Genomic DNA, 16,096 nt, shown 5'->3' with positions numbered 1-16,096 from the left:
CATGGCCAACATCAAACAAGACAGCATGCCGGTGATCCGCGATCTGCGTGATTTCGACCGCAACAGCGGGCACTTCCTCGAGCGCCTGCTGTTCAATCACCGGCCCTGGTTCATCGCCATCATCGGCCTGCTTTCCGTGCTGTTCGGCTACATGGCGCTGACCCGCCTGGAGCTGCGCCCGAGCTTCGAGAAGATGCTGCCGCAGAACCAGCCGTACATCCGCAACTTCCTCGACAACCGCGACCAGCTGCGCGGCCTGGGCAACTCGGTGCGGGTGGTGGTGGAGAACCGCCAGGGCGACATCTTCGACCCGGCCTACCTGGTGGTGCTCAAGCAGGTCAGCGACGAGCTGTTCCTCACCCCCGGGGTGGACCGCGCCTGGCTGCGTTCGCTGTGGGCGCCCAGTGTGCGCTGGACGGAAGTCACCGAGGAGGGCTTCCAGGGCGGCACGGTGATGCCCGACGGCTACGACGGCTCGGCGGCCAGCATCGAGCAGCTGCGGCAGAACATCGGCCGCGCCGGCATAGTCGGCAGCCTGGTGGCCAACGACTTCAAGTCGAGCATGCTGGTGGTACCGCTGCTGGACAAGGACTCGGCCACCGGCCACGGCATTGACTACTACGCCTTCGCCAAGACCCTCGACCAGCTACGCAGCAAGGTCGAAGGCATGCATATGGGGGCCGACGGGGAGGGCGCCTACAAGGTGCGGGTGATCGGCTTTGCCAAGCTGATCGGCGACCTGATCGACGGCCTGCTGCAGGTCATGGCCTTCTTCGCCCTGGCGGTGGTGGCCGCCTTCGCCATCATCCTGCTGTACACCCGCTGCCTGCGCAGCACCCTGCTGGTGATCGGCTGCTCGCTGCTGGCGGTGCTCTGGCAGCTGGGTATCGTCGCCTGGCTGGGTTACGCCATCGACCCCTATTCGGTGCTGGTGCCGTTCCTGATCTTCGCCATCGGTGTGTCCCACGCGGCGCAGAAGATGAACGGCATCATGCAGGACATCGCCCGCGGCACCCACAAGCTGATCGCGGCGCGCTACACCTTCCGCCGCCTGTTCATCGCCGGGGTCACCGCGCTGCTGGCCGACGCCGTCGGCTTCGCCGTGCTGATGCTGATCGACATCCCGGTGATCCAGGATCTGGCCATCACCGCCAGCATCGGCGTGGCCGTGCTGGTGTTCACCAGCCTGCTGCTGATGCCGGTGGCGCTGTCCTATATCGGCGTGGGCAAGAAGGCCGCCGAGCGGGCCCTGCGCATCGACGACCGGGCCAAGCAGCACCGCGGCTTCGGCCGCATCTGGGACTGCCTGAACCGCTTCACCACGGCCAGGTGGGCCACCGGCACGGTGCTGCTGGCGGTGCTGCTGGGCGTCGGCGGCTTCATCGTCAGCCTGCAGCTGAAGATCGGCGACCTCGACCGCGGCGCCCCGGAGCTGCGTGCCGACTCGCGCTACAACCTGGACAACGCCTACATCACCAGCCACTACGCGCTGTCCAGCGACCTGTTCGCGGTGATGATCAAGACCGGCCCCGAGGGCTGCCTGAACTACCGCACGCTGGTGCTGGCCGACCGCCTGGCCTGGGAGCTGCAGCAGCACCCGGGGGTGCAGACCACCATGTCGCTGGTCAACGCGGTGCGCCAGATCACTGCCGGCTCCTTCGAGGGCAACCCGAAGATGGCCAGCATCCAGCGCAACCAGGACGTGCTCAACTACGCCGCCCAGCAGGCCTCGGTGAACGCCCCCGAGCTGTTCAACACGCAGTGCTCGCTGATGCCGGTGATCGCCTTCCTCAAGGATCACAAGGCCGAGACCCTGGACGGCGTGGTGGCCATCGCCGAGCGCTTCGCCAAGGAGAACAGCACCGAGGATCGCCAGTTCCTTCTCGCCGCAGGCTCGGCCGGCATCGAGGCGGCCACCAACCTGGTGGTGCGCGAGGCCAACCGCAGCATGCTGCTGTACGTCTACCTGGCGGTGGCAGTGTTCTGCCTGATCACCTTCCGCAGCTGGCGCGCCATGCTGGTGGCGCTGCTGCCGCTGGTGCTCACCTCGGTGCTGTGCGAGGCGCTGATGGTGGCCATGGGCATCGGCGTGAAGGTCGCGACCCTGCCGGTGATCGCCCTCGGCGTGGGCATCGGCGTGGACTACGCGCTGTACCTGCTCAGCGTGCAGCTGCACTACCAGCGCCAGGGCCGCAGCCTGGGCGACGCCTACCGCAGCGCGGTGGCCTTCACCGGGCGGGTGGTGGCGCTGGTCGGCATCACCCTGGCCGCCGGTGTGGTGTGCTGGGCCTGGTCGCCGATCAAGTTCCAGGCCGACATGGGCATCCTGCTGACCTTCATGCTGCTGTGGAACATGCTGGGCGCGCTGATCCTGATCCCGGCGCTGTCGCACTTCCTGCTGCGCCACGTCGGCCGCAAGGAGCGCACCTCGATCATCGGCTGGCCGTTCGGCAAGACCCCGCGGCGCAAGCGTGCCGAGCTGCAGGAAGAGCTGCGCCGGGTGGTGCAGGGCTGAGTCGCCCCAAGAAAAGGCTATGTCCCAGTTACGTGTTGCATCAGCGTGTCTCCTCTGGATCCCCGCCTGCGCGGGGATGACGGTGATTACCAGAGCCCCATGGTCTTACCTCGTCATTCCCGCGCAGGCGGCAATCCAGGGGTAGGCGGCTGCAAGGCTTAGAGGGAGACATGCCGACCAAGCCGCATGTAACTGGAACATAAGCAAAGAAAAAGCCCCGCATTGGCGGGGCTTTTTTCTGCCTGACTGGCGACTCAGAGGTCGTAGTCGTAGTCGTTGAGCTGGCGCTGCAGTTTGCGCTCATCAAGGTAGTTGTCGATGATGCGCCGCTTGGTCAGATTGGTCTTGGCCACTTCCACGGGGCGTTCGGTTGCATCGTCGGCTTCCTCCGCGACGAAGTCGTCTTCGATCTCGAGGTCTTCTTTGCCAGTGCTCATCGCTTCACTCCAACTTTTGGGGTGCTTCTCGCGCACCTTATAGCGACAAAGTGGGAGGTGGTAAAAAAGATTTTTTCAATCGAAAGATTGGCCTGCTCTATGAAGACTCAATCGTCGCTAGTCTTCGCCTTGTACTCGCACAGATCCTCGATGCGGCAGCTGCCGCAGCGTGGTTTGCGCGCCTGGCAGACATAGCGTCCATGCAGGATCAGCCAGTGATGGGCGTCGAGGAGGTACTCCTTGGGCACGAACTTGAGCAGCTTCTTCTCCACTTCCACCACGTTCTTGCCAGGGGCGATGCCGGTGCGGTTGCTGACCCGGAAGATGTGCGTATCCACCGCCATGGCCAGCTGGCGGAACGCGGTGTTGAGCACCACGTTGGCGGTCTTGCGCCCAACCCCGGGCAGTGCTTCCAGCGCTTCGCGGTTGTCCGGCACCTGGCTGCCGTGCTGCTCGACCAGGATGCGGCAGGTCTCGATGACGTTCTTCGCCTTGCTGTTGAACAGGCCGATGGTCTTGATGTACTCGCTGAGGCCGTCGACGCCGAGGGCATAGATGGCTTCCGGGGTGTTGGCCACCGGGTACAGCTTGGCCGTGGCCTTGTTCACCCCGACGTCGGTGGCCTGGGCGGAAAGGATCACCGCGATCAGCAGCTCGAAGGGCGTGCTGTAGGCCAGCTCGGTTTTCGGCTCGGGGTTGTCTTCGTGCAGGCGACGGAAGATCTCGTGGCGTTTGGCGGCGTTCATGGGCGCTCGTGGTGGTCTTCTAGGTAACGGGCGGCGGCCAGCAGCAGGCCGAGCAGGATAAGGGCGCCGGGCGCCTGGCCCAGCAGCGGCAGGCCGGCCGGGGCGAGGGTCAGTGTCCAGCTGCTGGCGGCCGGGCCGAACAGCCAGTCGGCGTGGGCCAGCAGGCTGGCCTGGCCCAGACCTTCGCGCAGCAGGCCGAGCAGCACGGCCAGGGCGGCGAAGCGCAGGCCGGGGCGCAGCCCGCACAGGGCGCCCTGTTCGTCGCCCAGGGCCAGGCAGGGTAGGGCCAGCAGCGGCAGGAACAACGCCAGGGCGGCAAACAGCTCGGCGCTGAGCAGTTGCAGGGCGAGGGCGGCGCAGCTTGCCAGCAGGCCGCCGAGCAGCAGGCCGGCGAGCCCCAGGGCCTGGCCCTGCAGACCACGGCGCAGCGGCTGCAGCAGCAGGCCGGCGAGCAACATCAGCAACAGGCCGAGCAGGCCGATGCTGACGGCCTTGACCAGCAGATCGGTGCTGCCGAGCAGGGCGGCCAGGCTGAGCAGGGCCAGGCTATCGCGCTGGCGGCTCATGGCGCGGCCGCCTGGAGCAGCTGCTCGCGCTGGCTGTCGAAGAAGCGCAGGGCGCGTTGCAGGGCATCGCGCACGGCACGCGAGGTGACGGTGGCGCCGGCGATCTGGTCGACCTGGCCGCCTTCGGCACGCAGTCCCCAGCTGGCCTCGGGGTCGTCCAGGCGCTTGCCATCGAAGTGCTGCAGCCAGGGGCTGCGGTGGCGCTCGATAAGGTCGCCGAGACCGGCGGTTTCATGCTGTTCCAGCACCTTGCTGGCGAGCAGACGGCCTTCCACGGACACCGCCACCAGCAGGCGGATCGGCCCTTCGTAGCCGCGTGTTGTGACCGGCAGCAGCAGGGCCTGCAGCTGCCCGCCGCGGCGGATCGGGTAGGCCGGGTCGGCACTGGCGTTGCCGAGCAGGCCGCCGCTGGGCAGGGCGATGGGCTGGCGCAGGGGATGGTTGTCGTAGCTGCCGGCCGGCAGCAGGTCGAGCAGGCGGCGTTCGGCGGCCAGCTGGCGCTGCGCCTCGATACCTGGCGCGGCCAGGTGCTGGAGCACCGCCAGCAGGCCGCCGGCGAGCAGCAGGAGGCCGAGCAGGAGGGCCGTCTGACGCTGCCGGGCGGTCATGCCGTGGGCTCCGGCTGGCCGGCTGCCGCCAGGCGTTCGAGCAGGGGCACGCCGAGGTTCATCAGCAGCACGGCGAAGGCCAGGCCGTCCGGGTAGCCGCCCCAGGTACGAATCACATAGGTGAGCAGGCCGACGCCGATGCCGAAGTACAGACGTGCGCGCCGGCTGCTGGCGCCGCTGACCGGTTCGGTGACGATGAAGAAGGCACCGAGCATGCTGGCGCCGCTGAACAGGTGCAGCAGCGGCGAGCCGTTGGAGTCCGAGCCGGAGCCGTTCCAGCACAGCAGGCTGATGACGAACAGGGCGCCGAGCATGCCCGCCGGCGCCTGCCAGCGGATTACCCGCTGCTGCAGGAGGAACAGGCCGCCGCCGAGAAACGCCAGGTTGACCCATTCCACGCCGCGTCCGCCGACGCCGCCGAAGGCCGGGTGGCGGGCGAACAGTTCGTCGATGGTCAGGCGGTCGTTGTGCCTGAGGCTGTCGAGCACGGTGGCCTGGCTCCAGCCGTCGATCAGGCCGCTGCCGAAGCCGAACACCTGCTGCACGGCGGCGAGCAGGCCGTGGCTGGCTCCCGGTGCCGGCCAGTGCACCATCTGCGCGGGGAAGGCGAGCAGGGCGAAGGCGTAGCCGAGCATGGCCGGGTTGAACGGGTTGCGGCCGAAACCGCCGAACAGTGACTTGCCCAGCAGGCTGGCGAAGGCGGCACTGGCCACCGTCAGCCACCAGGGCGCGTAGGCCGGCAGGGCCAGGGCCAGCAGGCTGGCGCTGACCAGGCCGCTGCCTTCGGCCAGTGCCGGCTGGCCGAACAGGCTCTGCTCGGCGGGGGGCGCTGCCTGCCGGCGCAGGCGCCGGCTCAGCCCGTCGCAGGCGCAGCAGGTGGCAGCGGCCAGCAGCAGTTGCAGAAGCAGGCCCCAGCCGTTGAACCAGAACAGCGCCAGGGCCCCGGGCAAGCAGGCGAGCAGCACCCGCTGCATGCTCGGGCGCGGGTCGAAGGCCAGTTCAGCGGGGCTGGTAGTCATGCAGGCGTTGCTCGGCAGCCGCCAGGCGCTGGCGGGCAGCGTCCAGCACGGCGGGCTCGACCGCGGCGGGATTGGCCGTCAGGCGGCGCTCCAGGCGCAGCAGGTCGGCGCGGGCGTAGGCCTGCTCGGTCTTCAGGTCGCGCAGCTGCGCATCGACGCCGGATTTGTCGGTGCGCACCAGCTCGGGCGCGGGCTTGCCGCTGGCGGCCTCGGCCTGGTGCAGCGCCTGTTCGGCGGCGCTCAGGGCCTGGCGCAGGGGCTGCAGGGCCGCTTCGTCGAGGCCCTGGCGTTCGGCCTTGCCCAGCTCGGCGCGGCGCATGGCCAGGGCGATCTTGGCCTGCTTGAGGGCCGCTTCGCCACCGCTCGGTGCGCTGGCAGCCGCTGGCGGCTGGGCCGCGGCGAGTTCGCGCTGGGCCAGCTCGGCGGCCTGGCGCAAGGCTTCGACCTGGCGCTGCAGCTCGGCGGTGCCGTGCGCCGCCAGCTGCTTCTCGGCCTTGCTCAGAGCGACCTTGGCCATGGCGGCTTCGATCTTCAGGCGCTTGTGACGCTCCTGCGCTTCGCTGCTGCTTGGCGCCGCTGCTGCCACTGCGGCCTGCGGGGCACTTGGCGCGGCGCTGCTGCGGGTTTCGCGCTCGGCCTGGCGCTGCGCGGCATCGCGGGCCAGGCGCGCCTGGTGGGCTTCATGGCGGCGCCGGAACTGGTCGGCGCGCTGGCGCTGGAGGTCGGCCTCGGCGCCGGCCAGCGGCAGGATGTCGATGCAATCCACCGGGCAGGGCGCCACGCACAGCTCGCAGCCGGTGCATTCGGCGGTGATCACCGTGTGCATCAGCTTGGCCGCGCCGACTATGGCATCCACCGGACAGGCCTGGATGCACTTGGTGCAGCCGATGCACTCGTCCTCGCGGATCAGGGCGATCTGCGGCGGTACGGCCGGCAGTTCCAGTGGCAGCTCCGGCACCTGCAGCAGCTGGGCCAGGGCGTGGATGGTGGCAGTGCCACCGGGCGGGCACTTGTTGATCGCCTCGCCCTGGGCGATGCCCTCGGCGTAGGGCTTGCAGCCGGGATGGCCGCACTTGCCGCACTGGGTCTGCGGCAGCAGGGCGTCGATGGCCTGGATGCGCAGGGCGTTGCTCATGCTGCCCCCAGGCCGTTGAAACCGAGCAAGGCCAGGCCCATCAGACCGGCGCTGACCAGCATGATTGGCACGCCGCGAAACGGTGTGGGTACGTCGCACTGCTCGACGCGGTCGAGCAAGTCGGCAAACAGCTGCAGGGCCAACCAGAAACCCAGGCCGCCGCCCACGCCCAGCGCCAGTGCCTGGGCGAAGCCGTTCAGCGGTTGGCTCAGCAGCATGACACCGAGGGCGCCGCCATTGCCCAGCAGCAGCGGCCACAGCCCCGGTTGCGCCAGAGCCGGGCGCAGGCGGGCGAGCAACTGCAGGCTGAGCCAGGCCAGGGCCGCCAGCAGGGGCAGGAATACCAGCAGTTGCAGGGCTTGCAGGTTCAGCGGTTGCAGCAGCCAGGCCAGCGGCGCGGCCATGGCGATCAACAGGGCGCTGGCCGGGCCCAGCGCCTGCACCCGCGCGCTGCGCAGCACATCGGCCGCCAGCGGCAGGCTGAGAAGCAGATTATTGACCAGCGCGGCGCCGATCAGGATGGAGAAGACTTGGCTCATGAGGATGATCGAAGCGGAGTTGCACTGATTATCCCGCAAGCGGCGCAATTGGGTATAGCTGAGGTGAAATGGCACTGGTTTGCAATGCTAAATGAGAACTTGGCTCATATGATATTTTGAGAAGTCAATATGTGTTTTGCTCGTTCGATCCTGTTTTTTGCCCGCTCATCGGTGTTGCTTAGTGATGTCGTTTTGCCATGGCTAAGCTTGGCCAAAACAAGACTGAAGAGTCGTGTACCAGCCAACGGATGGTGATACCTCGCAAGGAGCGTATTGATATCCGCAGGAGGGTCCCACGTGGAGTCTCGGAAGTCGCGCGGCTTTACCCTGGTCGAACTGATGGTCACCGTGGCCATCGTGGCCATTCTGGCGGCCATCGCCCTGCCCAGTTACCGGCAATACGTCATCCGCGGCAATCGGGTTGCTGCCCAGTCGCAGATGATGGATATCGCCAACCGGCAGCAGCAGTTCCTCCTGGCCAATCGTGCCTATGCCAGCAAATCGGTTCTCGAAGCCAGTGGTTATGCGCTACCCGAGGAGGTCAGCAGCAACTACAGCTACGACATAACCGTGGGCAGCGGCACAGTGCCTTCGTTCACCATCACCTTTACGGCGATCGAAGGGCAGGCCAGCGATGGTGATCTCACTCTGAACAGCGAGGGGGCGAAATCCCCCACGGACAAGTGGTGAGCGCCATGCTGCATTCAGAATATGCCGAACGCGGTGTTGGCCTGATCGAAGTTCTGGTCACCATGGTCATTCTGATCATCGGCTTGCTGGGGGTGATGGGGCTGCAGTCGCGGTTACAGGAGTCCGAGTTGGAGTCCTATCAGCGTTCGCAGGCGCTCCTGCTGCTGGATGATATGGCCAGTCGTCTGGCAGCCAACCGGAATGCCGCAGATGACTATGTGACTGGTAGCAGCAGCCCGTTGGGAGGCAGCAGCACCTGTCCGGCGACCACGACTACACAACAGCAGCGTGATGCGGCCGAGTGGTGCGCAGCCTTGCAGGGGGCCGGCGAACTCAATGGCACCAGTCGCGTCGGCGCAATGATCGGCGGTCGTGGCTGCGTCGAGTCGCTGGGGAGTGGCCAATACCTGGTCACTGTGGCCTGGCAGGGCATCGGGCCGCTGGCGGCTCCCCCAGCGGGGGTCAGTTGTGGGCGGAACGCCTATAACGGCGCTACTGGCAGCCGTTGCAGCAACGATCTGTGCCGCCGTGCCGTGACCACCATTGTCAGGATTGCGCCGCTATGAGCCGCCGCGAACGGAAGATGCCGAAGGGCTTCACTGTCGTGCGGGGTTTTGGCCTGATCGAACTGATGATCGCCATGCTCATCGGGCTCGGCCTGATGGCCGCCACGCTGACGATCTACCTGGACATGACCCGCAGCAACAATGAGCTGGCCAAGACCAATACGCAGATGGAAAACGGCCGCCTGGCCATTCAGCTGCTGCGGGGTGATCTGGAACATGCTGGCTTCTGGAATGGCTTCGTGCCGGAGTTCGATGACCTGACGGAGGCCGATGTTCCTGGCGATTACCCGAGCAGTATTCCCGAGCCTTGTGCGTCCTATGCCGACTGGACGGTCGATACGCCGACCAATCTGATCGGAGTGCCGGTGCAGGTCTATGCCGATGTGCCCAGTGGCTGTTCCGGTGTGGTAACCGACAAGGTAGAGGCCAGCGACGTGCTGGTGGTCAGTCACGTGCAGACCTGTGCGGCCGGTGCCACTGGTTGCGAGGCCGAGAGCGCCGGCAAGCTGTACTGGCAGACCTCCAATTGTTCGAGCGAGGCGCGCTATCAGCTGGACGATAGCGGTTTTTCCATGCATAAGCGCGATTGCACCACGCTGGCTGCCAAGCGCAAGTTCGTCAACAACATCTACTACCTGCGTGACTATGCCGTTACGACAGGCGATGGCATTCCGACCCTGATGCAGTCGACCTTCGATCTGAGCGGTGGCGCGCTGATCCAGCAACCGGCGACGGCGATGATCGAGGGGGTAGAGGCGATGCGCTTCGAGTTCGGCGTCGACGCCCTGAGCGATACCGATGCCGCGGTGGATTACAGCCAGGCTGTGCAGTGGGTCGACGAGGAGAACAAGAACTCGCCGTCCAATCGTGGCGACGGCGCGGCTGATGAAGCCTGCACCTCAGCCACGCCCTGTGATCTGGATCAGTTGGCCAACACTGTGGTGGTCAAGATCTACCTGCTGGTGCGCAGCCTGGAACCCACCCAGGGCTACAGCTCGGACAAGACCTACAGCCTGGCGGGTGAGGTGTTCGGGCCTTTCGACGATGCCTATCAGCGCCACGTGTATTCCAGCACGGTGCGCTTGGTCAATGTCTCCGGCAGGAGGGAAACCCCATGACTGTACATTCTGTCCGGCAGGGCGGCGTGGCCCTGGTCATCGCCCTGATCATGCTGCTGTTACTGACGACGATGGCGACTTCATCGTTCATGTTCAGCACCACCAACCTCCAGGCGGTGGGTAATCAGCAATGGCATGGTGAGGCGCAGGCCGCAGCTGATCTGGCGATCGAGCAGGTGGTGGGCTCGGCATTCACCACTGCGCCGGCCGCCCAGTCGATAGATGTCGATATCAATCACGACAACAGTGTCGATTATGTCGTCGAAGTGTCGCAGCCCGAGTGTATTCGCGCGGATCTGTCGAGCGCGGCACCGCCGAGCAGCCTGACGCTCAGCGGCATGTCCAATTCGACCTGGAACACGATCTGGGAAATGGTCGCCACGGTCGCAGACCCGGCAAGCGGTACCTCGGTGCAGGTGCGCTCCGGTGTACGCGTGCTGCTGTCCGAGGCCAGAAAAAATGCTGTGTGCTCCTGAGCAGGTGTCCGTCATGAAGTCGATTTGCAGGTTGCTGCTGGTTCTTTCTATAGGTGTGTGCGGGCCGCTGTGGGCCGAGGACATCGATCTCTTCATCGGTACTCCGCCCAGCGCGACCGAGGCACCGAACGTGCTGATCATTCTGGACAATACCGCCAACTGGAGTACGCCGTTCACCAACGAAATGGCGGCCCTGAGCTCTGTGGTCAATGCGCTGCCCGCTGACAAGTTCCGTATCGGCCTGATGCTGTTCACCGAAACCGGTGGCGGCAACTCGGGTAATGACGGCGCCTATGTGCGCGCCGCCATCCGTCCCTTCACTGCGGCCAACAAGGTGCTGTTCCAGAACTTGGTGGGCAGCCTCAACAAGAATGGCGACAAGTCCAACGGCGGCAAGATCAGCAAGGCGATGGAGGAGGCGTACCTGTATTTCTCGGCGGGCACGCCCCACGCCGGCAACAACAAGGCCAAGACCGACTTCACCGGCAACACGGGTGTCAGCACACAGTCCGATGCCATCTACGCGCTGGCGAACAACGCACTGGCGAGCAAGGCGGCCACCACCTACAACAATCCCATCGTGGCCGGCTGTGCCAAGAACTTCATCATCTACATCAGTAATGGTGCGGCTCAGGACAACAGCTCGGATATCTCCCAGGCCACTGCTGCACTGACTGCAGCAGGCGGGTCAACCAGCACCATCAGCATCTCGCCCAGCGGTTCGCAGGACAATGTGGCGGATGAGTGGGCGCGCTTCATGAAGAAGAACAGCCTGGGTATCACCAGTTATACGGTCGATATCAACAAGGTCACCACCGGCCAGGGGCCGGGCTGGACTGCCCTGCTGCAGAGTGTGGCGCGGGTCAGCAGTGGCAAGTACTTCAGTGTGAGCAGCAGCGGTACGCAGATTGCCGATGCCCTGAACTCGATCTTTTCCGAGATCCAGTCAGTCAACAGCGTTTTCGCTTCGGTCAGCTTGCCGGTCAGCGTGAATACCCAGGGTACCTACCTGAACCAGGTGTTCGTCGGTATGTTCCGCCCGGATCAGGACTCGTACCCGCGCTGGTACGGCAACCTGAAGCAATACAAGCTGGGGCTGGTGAACAACGACCTGCGCCTGCTGGATGCCGCCGGCAATGGTGCGATCAACAGTGCGACCGGCTTCATCACGGAGTGCGCCCGTAGCTTCTGGACGCCAACGGCACAGGACAGCTACTGGGCGTTCCGTCCCCAGGGCGCCTGCCTGACCGCTGCGGGATCGGAGTCCTCCAACTCGCCGGACGGCAATATCGTAGAGAAGGGCGCGCAGGCCTATGTGCTGCGCAACAACAGTGCGCGCAATGTCTATACCTGTTCGCCGACCTTCGCCTCCTGCTCCTCGATGACCAGTTTCGGCACTGCCAACGCGGCCATTACCCAGGCCTTGCTCGGGGCTGCCAGCAGCACGGAGCGCGACAATCTGATCAGTTGGGCGCGTGGCCAGGATCTGCAAGATGAGGACGGCGATGCCAATACCAACGAGGTGCGTTCGTCGGTGCATGGCGATGTCGTGCACTCGCGGCCGGTGGCGATCAACTATGGCTCCGACGCATCGCCGCAGGTGGTGGTGTTCTACGGTGGCAACGACGGCGCACTGCGTGCAGTCAACGGCAACCGCACGACGGCTATCGGTAGCTATGCGGCCGGCAGCGAGCTGTGGTCTTTCATCCCACCGGAGTTCTACGGCAGCCTTAAGCGGCTGTACGACAACACCACCACCATTAGCTTCCCTGGCCATACCACCGGGACGCCGACGCCAACGCCGAAATCCTATGGCATGGATGGGCCGGTGACTGCCTACAAGTCGGGCAGCAATGCCTGGATCTATGCCTCCATGCGCCGTGGCGGGCGCATCCTGTATGCGTTCGACGTGAGTACACCCGGTTCGCCCACGCTCAAGTGGAAAAAGGGCTGCCCGAGCAATTTCCCCACTTCCGGCACTGTCAGCGATACCAACTGCAGCACCGGTTTCACTGGCATCGGCCAGACCTGGTCGTCGCCCAAGCTGTTCAAGGCGGCTGGCTACCAGTCCGGTAGCGACCCTTTGCTGATCGTCGGTGGTGGTTATGACACGTGCGAGGATGCCGACCCCAATAGCTGCTCAAGCTCCAGCAAGGGCAACAAGGTCTATGTGCTGGATGCCAATACCGGCTCGCTGCTGAAGACCTTCAGCACTGATCGTAGTGTGGTGGCGGATGTGACAGTGGTACCGGACTCCAGTGGCCTGGGTATCTACGGCTATACCGCGGATCTGGGCGGCAATGTCTACCGGATCAACATGGGTAGTGATGCCCCCTCTGCCTGGACCATTACCAAGGTGGCGGCGCTGGGCTGCAGCGGTGCATCGAGCTGCTCGGCCAATCGCAAGTTCATGTTCGCCCCGGATGTGGTGGCCGGAACCAGCGGTTACATCCTGCTGCTGGGCTCGGGAGATCGGGAAAAACCGGTCAGCAACTACAGTAGCGCCACCGGCACGACCAACTATTTCTTCATGCTCAAGGATCATCCGAGCGATAGCACCTGGTTGAGTTCGGACAATGGTGGTTGCGGCAGTGCGCTGTGCCTGGGGTCGCTGCTGTCGATCAGCGGGACTGCTACTCCCAGCGACTACGAGCTGAGCCAGAAGAAGGGCTGGTACCTGGGCCTGAGCTCGACTGAGCAGGTAGTGACCTCGGCTATCACCGTATTCGGGATTGTCACCTTCAGCACCCATCAGCCCGCCGTGGCGACGCCTGGCGTGTGTTCCAGCCTGGGCGAGTCGCGGGTGTACAACGTCGGTTATCTGAACGCCGAACCGCGTGACGGCTTGCTGCGCTATGAGGATCTGGCTGGGGATGGTCTGCCGCCTTCGCCGGTGGCCGGTATGGTGACCCTGGATGACGGCACCACGGTGCCGTTCGTGATCGGTGCCAACCCGGACTCGCCGCTGGAGGGCAGTCCGCCGGTACAGCCGCTCTCGGTGATGCAGCCGACGTCGCGGGTGTTCTGGAATATCGAGCACTGATGGAGGCGCTTATGGCCACTCGATGCCTTACCGGCAGCCGCCAAGGCGAGCAAGGCTTTACCCTGGTGGAACTGATGGTTGCCTTGGTGGTGATGGCCATCCTGGTTGGCCTGGCGGTGCCGGCATTCGACAATTTCGTGCTGCGCAATCGGCTGCGCACCTTTGCCAACAGCTTTTCGGCCAGCGCCCAGCTGGCCAAGAGCGAAGCGATGAAGCGCAACAGTACCGTCACGTTGTGCAAGTCGAGCAATGGCACCAGTTGCAGCAACTCAGGCGACTGGGAGCAGGGCTGGATAGTGCTGAGTGGTACCACGGTGATTCGCCATCAGCAGGCAGCACCGACGGGCTACAGCCTGTCGTCCAGCGTTGCCAGCCTGACCTTCCAGCCCAGTGGCTTTGGCTCGACTCAGGCCACGCTGACCATCTGTCGCTCCAGCCCGGTGGGCAGTGAGGAGCGGGTGGTGACAGTGTCGGCGACCGGCAGGACAACCATCAGCAAAACGCAAACGGGCAGTTGCTCCTGAGGGAGCAACTGCCCGTCTGACTAACCTGTTGCCTGCGCTTTACTTGACGCGTTGCCCCGGCTTGGCGCCGCTGTCCGGACTGAGCAGGTAGATCTCGCTGCCGCCTGGGCCGGCGGCCAGCACCATGCCTTCGCTGACACCGAACTTCATCTTGCGTGGGGCCAGGTTGGCCACGTACAGGGTCAGGCGGCCTTCCAGCTCGGCCGGGTTCGGGTAGGCGCTCTTGATGCCGCTGAACACATTGCGTTTGGCGTCGCCGATATCCAGGGTCAGGCGCAGCAGCTTGTCGGCGCCCTCGACGAACTCGGCCTTCTCGATCAAGGCGATGCGCAGGTCGACGGCGGCGAAGGCGTCGAAGGCGATTTCGGCGGCCAGCGGGTCTTTCGCCAGTTCGCCGTTGCCAGTTGGCGCGGCAGGCGTGTCGGTAGCGGCGAGGTCTTCCTTGGAGGCGGCGGTCATGGCTTCGATCTTGGCTGGCTCGATGCGAGTCAGCAGCGGGTTGAACGGGTTCAGCTGGTGGTTGGCCAGCGGCGTGGCCAGGTCGTTCCAGCTCAGCGGGGCGACGTTGAGGAAGGCCTCGGCGTCGGCAGCCAGTTTCGGCAGCACCGGCTTGAGCAGGATGACCAGCTGGCGGAACAGGTTGACGCCCAGGGCGCAGATTTCCTGTACCTCGGCTTGCTTGCCTTCGACCTTGTTCAGCGCCCACGGCGCCTTGTCGGCGATCCAGGCGTTGGCGCGGTCGGCCAGGGCCATGATCTCGCGCATGGCGCGGGAGAAGTCGCGCGCTTCATAGGCTTCGGCGATGCTCGGCGCGGCGGCCTGGAAGGCGGCCCACAGTTCCGGTTCCGGGTTGGCGTCTACAAGAACCCCAGCGTTGCCCTTGTGGATAAAGCCGGCGCAGCGGCTGGCGATGTTGACCACCTTGCCGACCAGGTCGGAGTTGACCTTCTGCACGAAGTCCTCGAGGTTCAGGTCGAGGTCGTCGACGCCGCGGCCCAGCTTGCTGGCGTAGTAGTAACGCAGGTATTCCGGATTCAGGTGATCCAGGTAGGTGCGCGCCTTGATGAAGGTGCCGCGCGACTTGGACATCTTCTGCCCGTTGACGGTCAGGTAGCCGTGCACGTTGACCCCGGTCGGCTTGCGGTAGCCGGCGCCTTCGAGCATGGCCGGCCAGAACAGGGCGTGGAAGTTGACGATGTCCTTGCCGATGAAGTGGTACAGCTCGGCGCTCGAATCCTTGTTCCAGAACGCGTCGAAGTCCAGCTCCGGGCGCTTGGCGCACAGGTTCTTGAAGCTGGCCATGTAGCCGATCGGCGCGTCCAGCCAAACGTAGAAGTACTTGCCCGGTTCGTCGGGGATCTCGAAGCCGAAGTAGGGCGCATCGCGGGAGATGTCCCACTCCTGCAGGCCGCCATCCAGCCATTCGGCGATCTTGTTGGCCACGGCATCCTGCAGGGTGCCGGAGCGGGTCCAGGTCTTCAGCATGGCCTCGAAGTCGGGCAGCTTGAAGAAGAAGTGCTTGGAGTCCTTGAGCACCGGCACGGCGCCGGAGATGGCCGAGCGCGGGTTCTTCAGCTCGGTGGGCTCGTAGGTGGCGCCGCATTTCTCGCAGTTGTCGCCGTACTGATCCTCGGTCGCGCATTTCGGGCAGGTGCCCTTGATGAAGCGGTCGGCGAGGAACATGCCCTTCTCGGGATCGAAGTACTGGGTCACCGAGCGGGTGGCGATATGCCCGGCATCACGCAGCTTGAGGTAGATGGCGGCAGACAACTCGCGGTTTTCCTCGGCGTGGGTCGAGTGGTAGTTGTCGAAGTCGACCAGGAAGTCGGCGAAGTCGGCGCTGTGCTCGGCCTGCACGCCGGCAATCAGCTGCTCCGGGGTGATGCCTTCCTTTTCCGCGCGCAGCATGATCGCCGAGCCGTGGGCGTCGTCGGCGCAGACGTAGATGCACTGGTTGCCGCGCAGCTTCTGGAAACGCACCCACATGTCGGTCTGGATGTACTCGAGCATGTGCCCGAGGTGGATCGAGCCGTTGGCGTAGGGGAGGGCGCTGGTAACGAGAATCTTGCGGGCTTCGGACATGGTGATCGGCTGCACTGGTGTTTCGAGGGAAG

Annotated in this window: 15 protein-coding genes; 7 read left to right on the top strand and 8 right to left on the bottom strand. The window is 65.0% G+C overall.

Annotation, left to right across the window (positions count from 1 at the left end):
• Window position 1 precedes the first annotated feature (1 nt).
• Window positions 2-2,515, top strand: a complete 2,514-nt coding sequence (locus tag A9179_RS14770) for an efflux RND transporter permease subunit (RefSeq protein ID WP_187806974.1) — start codon at window positions 2-4, stop codon at window positions 2,513-2,515.
• Between the two features lie 254 nt (window positions 2,516-2,769).
• Here A9179_RS14770 and A9179_RS14765 read toward each other — a convergent pair whose 3' ends face one another.
• The 7 genes from A9179_RS14765 to A9179_RS14735 form a co-directional block, all read right to left on the bottom strand.
• Window positions 2,770-2,952 (bottom strand): PA3496 family putative envelope integrity protein, encoded by a 183-nt coding sequence (locus tag A9179_RS14765; RefSeq protein WP_187806973.1) that lies wholly within the window; start codon window positions 2,950-2,952, stop codon window positions 2,770-2,772.
• Between the two features lie 107 nt (window positions 2,953-3,059).
• Window positions 3,060-3,698, bottom strand: coding sequence for an endonuclease III (gene nth / locus A9179_RS14760; protein ID WP_187806972.1), 639 nt, complete (start codon window positions 3,696-3,698; stop codon window positions 3,060-3,062).
• Window positions 3,695-4,264, bottom strand: a complete 570-nt coding sequence (locus A9179_RS14755) for an Rnf-Nqr domain containing protein (RefSeq protein WP_187806971.1) — start codon at window positions 4,262-4,264, stop codon at window positions 3,695-3,697. The genes nth and A9179_RS14755 overlap by 4 nt, the downstream gene beginning before the upstream one ends.
• Window positions 4,261-4,872, bottom strand: coding sequence for an RnfABCDGE type electron transport complex subunit G (locus A9179_RS14750; RefSeq protein ID WP_187806970.1), 612 nt, complete (start codon window positions 4,870-4,872; stop codon window positions 4,261-4,263). The genes A9179_RS14755 and A9179_RS14750 overlap by 4 nt, the downstream gene beginning before the upstream one ends.
• Window positions 4,869-5,891, bottom strand: a complete 1,023-nt coding sequence (locus tag A9179_RS14745; RefSeq protein WP_187806969.1) for an RnfABCDGE type electron transport complex subunit D — start codon at window positions 5,889-5,891, stop codon at window positions 4,869-4,871. Before A9179_RS14745 ends, A9179_RS14750 begins: the two co-directional genes overlap by 4 nt.
• Window positions 5,872-7,026, bottom strand: coding sequence for an electron transport complex subunit RsxB (rsxB, locus tag A9179_RS14740; RefSeq protein WP_187806968.1), 1,155 nt, complete (start codon window positions 7,024-7,026; stop codon window positions 5,872-5,874). Before rsxB ends, A9179_RS14745 begins: the two co-directional genes overlap by 20 nt.
• Window positions 7,023-7,565: an Rnf-Nqr domain containing protein gene (locus A9179_RS14735; protein WP_187806967.1), complete on the bottom strand. Its 543-nt coding sequence runs from the start codon at window positions 7,563-7,565 to the stop codon at window positions 7,023-7,025. The genes rsxB and A9179_RS14735 overlap by 4 nt, the downstream gene beginning before the upstream one ends.
• A 339-nt stretch (window positions 7,566-7,904) precedes the next feature.
• Between A9179_RS14735 and A9179_RS14730 the strand changes: the two genes are divergently transcribed.
• Genes A9179_RS14730 through A9179_RS14705 form a run of 6 tightly spaced genes read left to right on the top strand, consistent with a single transcriptional unit; the run spans window position 7,905 to window position 13,982 of the window.
• Window positions 7,905-8,255, top strand: a complete 351-nt coding sequence (locus tag A9179_RS14730) for a type IV pilin protein (protein ID WP_394354764.1) — start codon at window positions 7,905-7,907, stop codon at window positions 8,253-8,255.
• A 5-nt stretch (window positions 8,256-8,260) separates the two neighbouring features.
• On the top strand, window positions 8,261-8,821 hold the full coding sequence (gene pilV / locus A9179_RS14725; protein WP_187808600.1) for a type IV pilus modification protein PilV: 561 nt from the start codon (window positions 8,261-8,263) through the stop codon (window positions 8,819-8,821).
• Entirely contained in the window at window positions 8,818-9,939 is a 1,122-nt protein-coding gene (locus A9179_RS14720) for a PilW family protein (protein ID WP_262410599.1), read from the top strand. The genes pilV and A9179_RS14720 overlap by 4 nt, the downstream gene beginning before the upstream one ends.
• Window positions 9,936-10,415 (top strand): hypothetical protein, encoded by a 480-nt coding sequence (locus A9179_RS14715; protein WP_187806965.1) that lies wholly within the window; start codon window positions 9,936-9,938, stop codon window positions 10,413-10,415. The genes A9179_RS14720 and A9179_RS14715 overlap by 4 nt, the downstream gene beginning before the upstream one ends.
• A 13-nt stretch (window positions 10,416-10,428) precedes the next feature.
• Window positions 10,429-13,458: a pilus assembly protein gene (locus A9179_RS14710; RefSeq protein WP_187806964.1), complete on the top strand. Its 3,030-nt coding sequence runs from the start codon at window positions 10,429-10,431 to the stop codon at window positions 13,456-13,458.
• Window positions 13,459-13,469: 11 nt separating this feature from the next.
• Window positions 13,470-13,982 (top strand): GspH/FimT family pseudopilin, encoded by a 513-nt coding sequence (locus A9179_RS14705; RefSeq protein ID WP_187806963.1) that lies wholly within the window; start codon window positions 13,470-13,472, stop codon window positions 13,980-13,982.
• A 39-nt stretch (window positions 13,983-14,021) separates the two neighbouring features.
• Here the strand turns inward: A9179_RS14705 and metG are convergent, their stop codons facing one another.
• A complete protein-coding gene (gene metG / locus A9179_RS14700) occupies window positions 14,022-16,064 on the bottom strand; it encodes a methionine--tRNA ligase (protein ID WP_187806962.1) in 2,043 nt (680 codons plus the stop codon).
• Window positions 16,065-16,096: the final 32 nt, after the last annotated feature.

It is taken from the genome of Pseudomonas alcaligenes, from assembly GCF_014490745.1.
GTDB classification, from domain to species: domain Bacteria; phylum Pseudomonadota; class Gammaproteobacteria; order Pseudomonadales; family Pseudomonadaceae; genus Aquipseudomonas; species Aquipseudomonas alcaligenes_C.
Note: the sequence above shows the minus strand (reverse complement) of the source record. Positions and strands in the feature narration are given on the sequence as shown.